General features: G+C 68.5%; 9 protein-coding genes and 1 pseudogene. 7 read left to right on the forward strand and 3 right to left on the reverse strand.

What is annotated here, in order from left to right; genetic code table 11:
• A pseudogene (locus KN815_RS40570) lies at positions 1-219 on the forward strand (hypothetical protein); the annotation flags it as partial.
• Between the two features lie 23 nt (positions 220-242).
• Positions 243-461 carry a hypothetical protein gene (locus KN815_RS40575; protein WP_253209556.1) on the forward strand — a complete coding sequence of 73 codons (219 nt, stop codon included), beginning with the start codon at positions 243-245 and terminating at the stop codon, positions 459-461.
• A gap of 110 nt (positions 462-571) precedes the next feature.
• On the opposite strand, the gene KN815_RS40580 is transcribed toward KN815_RS40575, so the two are convergent.
• The 3 genes from KN815_RS40580 to KN815_RS40590 all read right to left on the reverse strand — a co-directional run bounded on the left by KN815_RS40580 (position 572) and on the right by KN815_RS40590 (position 3,393).
• A complete protein-coding gene (locus KN815_RS40580) occupies positions 572-838 on the reverse strand; it encodes a JmjC domain-containing protein (RefSeq protein WP_372458604.1) in 267 nt (88 codons plus the stop codon).
• A 125-nt stretch (positions 839-963) separates the two neighbouring features.
• Positions 964-1,944 (reverse strand): quinone oxidoreductase family protein, encoded by a 981-nt coding sequence (locus KN815_RS40585; RefSeq protein ID WP_216346801.1) that lies wholly within the window; start codon positions 1,942-1,944, stop codon positions 964-966.
• A 57-nt stretch (positions 1,945-2,001) separates the two neighbouring features.
• Complete coding sequence (locus KN815_RS40590; protein WP_216346802.1) at positions 2,002-3,393, reverse strand: MFS transporter; 1,392 nt, start codon at positions 3,391-3,393, stop codon at positions 2,002-2,004.
• Between the two features lie 100 nt (positions 3,394-3,493).
• Here KN815_RS40590 and KN815_RS40595 point away from each other — a divergent pair, with 100 nt between their 5' ends.
• From KN815_RS40595 to KN815_RS40615, 5 genes are all read left to right on the forward strand, one after another.
• Positions 3,494-3,901 carry an ArsR/SmtB family transcription factor gene (locus KN815_RS40595; protein ID WP_216346803.1) on the forward strand — a complete coding sequence of 136 codons (408 nt, stop codon included), beginning with the start codon at positions 3,494-3,496 and terminating at the stop codon, positions 3,899-3,901.
• Between the two features lie 624 nt (positions 3,902-4,525).
• A complete protein-coding gene (locus KN815_RS40600) occupies positions 4,526-4,819 on the forward strand; it encodes a response regulator transcription factor (RefSeq protein ID WP_216346804.1) in 294 nt (97 codons plus the stop codon).
• Between the two features lie 179 nt (positions 4,820-4,998).
• The gene (locus KN815_RS40605; protein ID WP_253209558.1) at positions 4,999-6,216 is read left to right on the forward strand and encodes a fatty acid desaturase family protein; all 1,218 of its coding nucleotides are present in this window, start codon (positions 4,999-5,001) and stop codon (positions 6,214-6,216) included.
• Between the two features lie 114 nt (positions 6,217-6,330).
• The gene (locus KN815_RS40610) at positions 6,331-6,777 is read left to right on the forward strand and encodes a cobalamin-dependent protein (RefSeq protein ID WP_216346805.1); all 447 of its coding nucleotides are present in this window, start codon (positions 6,331-6,333) and stop codon (positions 6,775-6,777) included.
• Positions 6,774-8,201 carry a methylaspartate mutase gene (locus tag KN815_RS40615; RefSeq protein ID WP_216346806.1) on the forward strand — a complete coding sequence of 476 codons (1,428 nt, stop codon included), beginning with the start codon at positions 6,774-6,776 and terminating at the stop codon, positions 8,199-8,201. Before KN815_RS40610 ends, KN815_RS40615 begins: the two co-directional genes overlap by 4 nt.
• The last annotated feature ends 176 nt before the right edge of the window (positions 8,202-8,377 follow it).

Below are 8,377 nucleotides of genomic sequence, written 5' to 3' on the forward strand. Positions count from 1 at the left end.
ATCGTGCTGCTGCGACTGGCTTACCTGGGTGTGACAAACGCGTTCGCAATGCTTCGCCTGCTGACGATGACCGACCGGGACAAGGACGCCGAGATCCTCGCCCTGCGCCACCAGATCACCGTGCTGGAACACCAACTCGGCAAGGAAAAGATCCAGTTCACCCCGAGCGACCGGTCCGGATCCTGGGCGCCACCGCGCATCCGAGCGCCTCCTGGGTAGCGCAAGCGGCGAGGAACCTCGTCATGGACCTCGAAGACCTCGGCTGCCGGGCACGGTTCATGATCCGGGACCGGGACGGGAAGTTCCCCGGCCTCTTCGATGCCGTCCTCAAGGACGCGGGGATCGAAGTCATCCTCAGCGGCATCCAGATTCCAAGAATGAACTCGATCAGTCCTCCACGAATACCGACATGCAGTGTGACCTACACGGATGAGATTTCCGGCAAGGGCAATGCCCGCTGATCAAGCTGGCGCACCGGGGAAACTCCAAGACCCCCGACAGAGTCAAGCTTAGCCGGGTCCTTGCCGATGACTGTCGTAACGCTTGCCGAATTCTTGCCGTTGGCTGACCGTCATATCGAGTCAGCCGGACGCACGGGAGGCGCCCGCCATGGCGAGAAAACGACCATTGCCCACCTCGCGGCTTTCATGTTCGGGCCGCGCACCTCCCACGATTTCTCGCCCGAAAGCTGCACAGCGATGACCTCGTGATCGTCCCAGTGCAGATGGAAGCCGTTGGTTTCACCGACCGCGAGGTATGCGTTCGCGGAGGTCAGTTCGCCCGACCACCAGCTCAGGGCCCGGTAGGCGACTTCCAGCGTCGGGTCGAAGGAGTCCACGTGGTCCAGGACCACCGTGCCACCAAAAGCGCGGGGCTGGTCCCCGTGGCGAAGCTCCCGACCATCGCCCGTGAGGGGCGTCTCGAAGGGCCGCGGCGCGACGCTCCCGGGCGCGTTCAGGGGCTTCAAGAGCCCTCGGGGCTGAGGAGGAGCTTGCCCGTGGAGCGGCGCTGCTGGAGATCGCGGTGGGCGCGGGCCGCCTCCTCCAGCCGGTAGGTCCCGCCGACGGAGGCGTCGATCTCACCGTCGCGTAGCCAGCCGAACAGCTCCGCCGAGCGCTCCAGGAGTTCGGCCGGGTCGGTCGCGTGGTTGTTGAGTGTCGGACGGGTGAGGAAGAGCGAGCCGTGGGAGGCGAGCAAGCGCGGGTCGAATGCGGGCACGGGGCCCGAGGCTTCGCCGAAGAGGACGAACGTGCCCCGCGGGCGGAGCGCTTTCAGCCCCGCCTCGAAGGTGTCGCGGCCCACGCCGTCGTAGACGACGTCGACACCGCGTCCCCCGGTCAGGTCGCGTACCTGCCCGGCGAGGTCGGTACCGCCGGCGGTCACCAGGGTCTGCCAGGCGCCCAGCGCCCGGACGGCCGCGGCCTTCGCCGGCGTGGAGACGGTGGCGATGACCTTGACGCCGTTGCGGGTGAGCATCTGGGTCAGGAGGCGGCCGACGCCTCCGGCGGCCGCGTGGACCAGGGCCGTCCCGCCTTCGCGCGCAGGGCGGGTGGAGGTCGTGAGGTAGTGGGCGGTCAGGCCCTGGAGCAGCAGGGCCGCCGCGTCCCGCTCCGTGATGTCCGCCGACAGGGGGACGGCGGCCCGCACGGGCACCACGACCTTCTCGGCGTAGCCGGCAGGGGCCGTGCACCAGGCTATGCGGTCGCCCGGCACGAGGGAGGTCACTCCCTCGCCCACGGCCGTCACCGTGCCCGCGCCCTCGGAGCCGGGAGTGAAGGGAGGGGACGGCTTCCCGCGGCCTTCACGCTCGTAGACGTCCTTGAAGTTGACGCCGATGGCCGAGGGACGAGCCAGCACCTCTCCGGGCCCGGGCGTCGGGGTGGGCAGTTCGGCGACGGAGAGGACCTCGGGGCCTCCGTACTGGGTGACGACGATGGCGCGCATGGTTCCTTCCGGGGCGGTGTGCGGGGGTGTGGAGGTCAGGGACGGGGGACGCGGAGGTCAGGGACGGGTGGTGTGCGGGGCGCGGGCGCGGGAGGGCAGAGCCGCGGGTACGGCCATGACGACGACCAGGAACGCGAGGGCGACGAGGGCGAGGCAGATCCGTAGCCCCGCCGGCCCGGGGGAACCGTCGAGCAAGGCGCCGAAGAGGGCGATCGCCACTGCCCCGCCGATCTGGCGCAGGGCGTTGAGCGCGCCGGAAGCCAGGCCCGACCGGTCGGCGGGCACTGCGCTCAGGACCACGGCGGGCAGGCTCGGCCCCATCAGCCCCGCGCCGAGCCCGAGCAGGGCACTGCCGCAGAAGAAGATCCACCAGCCGGGGTGTCCGCCGAGCGGCAGGAGCGCGCAGGCGCCGGCCGCGGCGGCCAGTGCACCGCCGATCAGCAGCGGGCGCGGGCCGGTACGGGTGACCGCCCGGGCCAGGACGAAGGAGGCCAAGGCCCACAGTGCGGCGAAGGGCACGAAGGACAGTCCCGCCCCGAGCGCATCGAGGCCCCAGGCGCTCTGCAGCCGCAGCGAGAGGGCGAACTGTGCACCGTAGGCACCGAACTGGAACAGCGCGCCGATGACCAGGCCGCAGGCGAACCGCGGCCGGGCGAGCAGGCCGAGGGGCAGCACGGGTGCCGCCGCACTGCGCTCGACAGCGACGAACACCGCGGCCGAGGCGAGGGTGACCGCCAGCAGCGCCCACGTCACGATGTCGGTCCAGCCTTGGGCCCCGCCCTCGATGAGCGCGCCGATGCCGCAGCCGACGACCATGACGGCCAGTGCCTGCCCGGCGGGGTCGAGGGCAGCTTCGCGGGTGGCGGAAGGCGGCACCTGCAGCCTGGTCAGCCACCAGGCCAGCAGTCCGACGGGCACGTTGATCAGGAAGACCGAGCGCCATCCGACGGCCGTGGTCAGCACTCCGCCGAGCACGGGGCCGAACACAAGGGCGAGGGAGCTGACCCCGCCCCAGACGGTGAGTGCCCTGGCCCGCAGGGCGAGGTCCGGGTACATGCGGGCGATCACTGCCAGTGAGGCGGGCAGCAGGCCGCCGGCGGTGACGCCCTGAAGCACCCGGGCGGTGACCAGGAAGCCCAGGCCGGGGCTCGCCGCGCATGCCGCCGAGGTCACGACGAACCCCAGCAAGGAGACTTCGAACACCCGCCGCGCGCCCCAGCGGTCGCTGACGACCCCACCACTGAGCAGGAAGGCGGCCAGGGTGATGGTGTAACCGTTGATGAGCCACTCCAGGCCGGCCAGGCTTCCGGCGAGGTCCCCCCGGACGGCGGGCAGCGCGACGTTGAGGGCGCTGCTGTCCATGAGGACCATGAAGAAGCCGAGACAGACGGCGAAGAGGGCGAGCGGACCGGTGGGCCGGGAGGCTGCACCCGCTGCGCCCGGGGGCATGCTCCCGCCGGCCGCGTCCTGGCGGGATGGCGGGCGGCCGGGCATGACACACCACCGTGCTTCCTGGGACGTCTAAGGTATTCGACGGAGGTCGATCACCATGAATGTAAGACCAGAGCCGAACACTTCGTCAACCCCCCCGCCTCGCGCGCCGGATGAAGGGCGCGCCCAGTCACAGCGGGCCCGGAACCTCTCGCACGTCCATCCCGCCGACGTGACGCTGAGCGATGCGCTCACGGCCCTCGCCGATCCCGTACGGCGCACCATCGTGAAGGAGCTGGCGGGCGGGCCCGACTGGACCCGGGCCTGCGGCACGTTCGACCTGCCGGTCACCAAGGCGACGCGCAGCCACCACTTCGCGGTGTTGCGCCAGGCCGGCGTGATCGAGCAGCGGGACGTGGGTTCGCGCCGCCTGAACAGGCTACGCAGGCCGGAGTTCGACGCGGCCTTTCCCGGCCTGCTGGATCTGGTTCTGCACGAGCGCCGAGCGAGCCCCGGCGAGTCCTGAGCGATGAGTTCCGAAGACGGGTACGGCGGCGGGAAAAGATGGAAGACGATCCTTTCATAACCGGATCCTTTCATAACCGGATGTGGTCCGGCCGTAAACGCAGTTCGGGTTTATAGGAACCTCACCACCGAAGCGCTCCGGTGAACCTGGCGAATGACCTCCACGCCATCGTCGCAGAGCGCCCTGGAAGCATGGCTAAAGGCACCGCCGACCGCCTGCTCCGACGGGCGCTGAAATTCATCCTGATGGCGTGGCACCGACCCCGCACCGGCGCCGCGCCACAACCTGGCTCCCCCTTTTCGCGGTTGCCCTTGCACACATCCGTCGAGCTGCCGTGATCGGCCGCAAAACCGGCCGCCGGACCGATTGTGAGTCGATTGTCGACCCGGCCTAAAAAATGGAACCAAGGGGAACTAAGGATTAGTTTAAATCTTCCAAGACTGGGGAAATCTATGCCTTTTAAAGTCGTTACATCCCCCATATCCACTAATCGAACGAAATATCCATGCCTGGTGCATATATTTTACGGAGTCTTGATAGCGGCACCGAGCGACCGAAGTGCAAGCTTGTTCTGCTGGTCCACACATATTCCGTGATACTGCACTTAATGGTGGTGTTATTGTGATGACGGGCATCATCGGCACTGAAACTGCTGAGCAAGAAATATGGCACGAACAACGCCGACGCGTCGGCCTGTTAACCGAGCGGGAATGCCAGGTATTCCTTCTGCTGGGGGCTGGGTATTCGAACCGCAGAATTTCCGCACGACTTCAGGTGACCGAAGGAACAGTCAAGGCGCACATGGCGCAGATTCTCAGCAAACTCCGTGTCGAGTCCCGGCTCCAGGCAGGTCTGGTCTCCCTCACGCACCAACTCTTCAACAAAGGTCCAATGGTTGCCGACCGCGAGGTCCGATAGAAATCTCCAGGGCGACGGCCGGACGTTCCATCCCGGCTCCCATCGGGATCGGGGACCGGGATCAGCCCCCGCGACGTCGATTCCCGCGGCCGTCGCCCCTGTTCGCCCTCCGGAAGGCGCAGGAGGACCGTTCCAGGAAAGTCCAGGAATGACAGACCCGGATCGATCTAGGAGAGCACGTGTCCGTTACCGATGCCCATCCGCGGCAGGCGGGGCCGACCGCCGGCGCGGCCCCCGACCCGAGAGAGACCATGAGGAGTCTGCCAGGGCCCCTCCAGTCCCTACTCACCGTCTTCACGGGCAAACCCCTGGCCGGCCAGGCCCCGTTCGGCTGGTCACCCACCTACCACCTGGCCGCCGCGGCCGCCGCGATGATCGTGGGAGCCGTCATCGGTGCGACCGGATGGGCGCTGGGGTCCTGGTTCCTGTTCCTGCTGCTGCCCGGCTGGGCCGTCACCCTGCACGGCATGCGCAACCTGCGAATGATGGTCTACCACCAGTGCTCCCACAAGAACATGTACCGCAAGCGCAAGCTCGACGCCGTCATCGGCCGGGCGACCTCCAGCCTCCTGATCATCCAGAACTTCGAGCGGTACAGCCGCGAGCACGTCAGCGACCACCACGCCGCTCACCACATGACCCTTCGGGACCCCACCGTGCAGGCGTTCCTCGTCAGCCTCGACCTGCACCCTGGCATGACACGACGCCAGATGTGGCGCCGTGTGCTGGCGAAGCTCGGCTCACCGCACTTCCACCTCGCGTTCGCCTTCGCCCGAACCCGCTCCTTCTGGAACAAGTCGGCCACGAGCGAGAAGGCCACCTCCCTGGTGCTCTACGGTGCCGCGGCCGCCGCCACGATCGCGACGGGCACGTGGGACGCCCTGCTCGTCGTCTGGTTCGTCCCGCTGATCCCGCTGTTCCAGGTCAGCAACACTTTACGCCTGTGCGTCAAGCACACCTTCCCCCCGGTCAGCACTGAAGTCCGGCGCGGCCGCGAGTACTTCGCCTCCCTGACCAACGCCATATTCATCGGCGAGCCGGCGCCCGACCGGGCCCTCCCCACCGGACGGCGCACGCTGGCCTGGGCCCGCTGGACCCTGCGCATGCTGTTCGTCCACGCCCCTTCCCGCTACCTGGTTCTCACCGGCGACACCGTCGTCCACGACTACCACCACCGCGCGCCTTCGAGCCGCATCTGGTCCGACTACCTCTTCGCGCGGCAGCAGGACGTCGACGCGGGGCACCCCGGCTGGCCCCCCTACCACGAGGTGTGGGGCCTGGTCCCGGCCATCAACTACGTCTTCGACTCCCTCGCGGCCGCCGACGCCGAGGAGTACGACGTCGCCCGGCTGCGCTCGGTCAGCAAGCGTGAGCTCTTCGCCGCCTTCGACGACTGATCCCCGCCCGGCCCACGCGCCATCACCCGCCCGGGCCACGGCGCCGACATCCGATCAGCCCTCGACGCCATCACCCGCCCGGCATCGTCACCCACCCGAAGGAGCAGCATTCCCATGTCGTACAGCGAACGCCGCCTCGTCATCCTCGGAGTCGCCGCCAGCGATAGCCACGCCGTCGCCAATCACCTCATCGCCCATGCCTTACGGGGCCTCGGCTTCGAGGTCGAGAACCTCGGCACCTGCACACCCGTCGAAGAATTCGCCCAGGCATGCGAGCAGCACCCCGACGCGGAAGCCGTCATCATCGGCAGCCTCAACGGCCACGTCCACGAGGACCTGCGCGACCTTCCCGCCGCGCGCGAAGCCGGCCGCATCACCTGCCCCGTCATCGTCGGGGGCAACCTCTCCGTAGGCAGCAAGAAGGACCCCAGGGACCTGGAGCGCCTCCAAGCCCTCGGCGTCGATCGTATCCTCCAGGACCCGGCCCAGCTCCTTCCCGCACTCGACGAGCTGCGGGCGAGCCGGACGGCGGACCGGCAGCGCCTGCCCGTGACCTCATGACGAAGATCGGCTATCTGCCCGGGCACTCCGGGAGTCCCGGCACGGACGCCCTGCCGCCCCTCGCGGAGTCAGTCGACTACATCGCCTCCCTCGGCAAACCCACGGCCGCCCGCGTCCTCATGGACGCCCGCGACGCGGGCCGGGTGGCCATACAGCCGCGCTGCGGCGTCGGCGGCCATGAGGAGATGAAGGCGCTCCTGCGTGAACTTGAGGACCAAGCGGCCCCCGACATCCTCACCCTCACCATCGACTCGCACACCCGCCTCAAACGCTTCGAGCAGGCCCTGCGCTCCCTCAACCGGGCGCCCGCCGACCTCAACGGCTACCCCCTGGTCAGCCACGGCTACCTCCGCGGCCGGGAAGTCAACGAGTCCGTCGCCGCCCCGCTGGAGATACGCCACGGCTCGCCCGACGCCCGCATCCTCTTCGACGTCGCCGTCGCTTCCGGCATCACCTCCTTCGAGGGCGGCGGCATCTCCTACAACCTGCCGTACTCCAAGGCGGTCCCGCTCGCGGAGTCCATCGCCGCGTGGAACGCTGTCGATGCGGTGTGCGGGGAACTCGCCGGCCTCGGCCTGATCGTCGACCGTGAGCTCTTCGGCACCTTGACCGCCGTGCTCGTCCCGCCCTCGATCAGCCTCGCGATCAGCGTCCTCGAAGCGGTGCTCGCCGCCCGCGCCGGAGTGCGCTGCATCTCCGTCTCGTACCCGCAGAGCGGCCACCTCGTCCAGGATGTCGCCGCACTGCGGGCGATCCCCGTCCTCGCCCGCACCTACCTGCCCCCCGAGGTGGACGTGCACGCCGTCCTCCACGAATTCATGGGCGTCTTCCCCAAGAAGCGCGGCAACGCGGAGGACCTGATCTTCTACGGGGCTCTCGTCGCCCGGCTCGGCGGGGCCTCCAAACTCATCACCAAGACCTACCAGGAAGCGTTCGGCGTCCCCGACACCCACGCGAACGTCGAGGGGCTCCGGCTCGCTGACCGTGCCAACTCGCCGCTCCTGGACTTCGTCAAAGCCGACGAGGAACGCGTCGCCGACGAGCTCTCCTGGATAGTCGACGAGGTCGCCGACATCGTCGAACCCGTCCTCGCCGCACCCGACACCAGGACCGCCGTGGTCGACGCCTTCGCGGCAGGCTGCCTGGACATCCCCTTCAGCGCCAGTCGCTACGCCAAGTCCGAGATCATCCCCAAGCGTGACGCCGAGGGCGCCATCCGCTATCTGTCCACAGGCTCCCTCCCGTTCGGCGACCGCACCCGGCGGCACAACAGCGACCTCCTCAAAGGCGCCGACCGCAAAGGTGCCAGTGGTACGGGCCCCGTCATCGGTTCGCTACTGACCGGCCTCACCGACGACATCAACTACTTCCCCGCCCTCTTCCGGGAAATGCAGAAAGAAACACAAGAAGAGGACGTCGAGTGACCACCGCCGCCCTCATCGGCTGAGCCGCGCCAGCTTTTCACGATTCGCTTCAGCTAAGGGTTGTCCCGTAAATGAGCTCTGTCGTGCCAGATGACCTGCCCGTTTCTCCGTCACCCGGCGAGGGTGAGGTTGTGCAGGCGGGCGATGCCGCGCATCGCGTGGTGGACGCCGTCGCC

Origin of the sequence: Streptomyces niphimycinicus, assembly GCF_018883605.1 — a bacterium.
Lineage (GTDB): Bacteria > Actinomycetota > Actinomycetes > Streptomycetales > Streptomycetaceae > Streptomyces > Streptomyces niphimycinicus.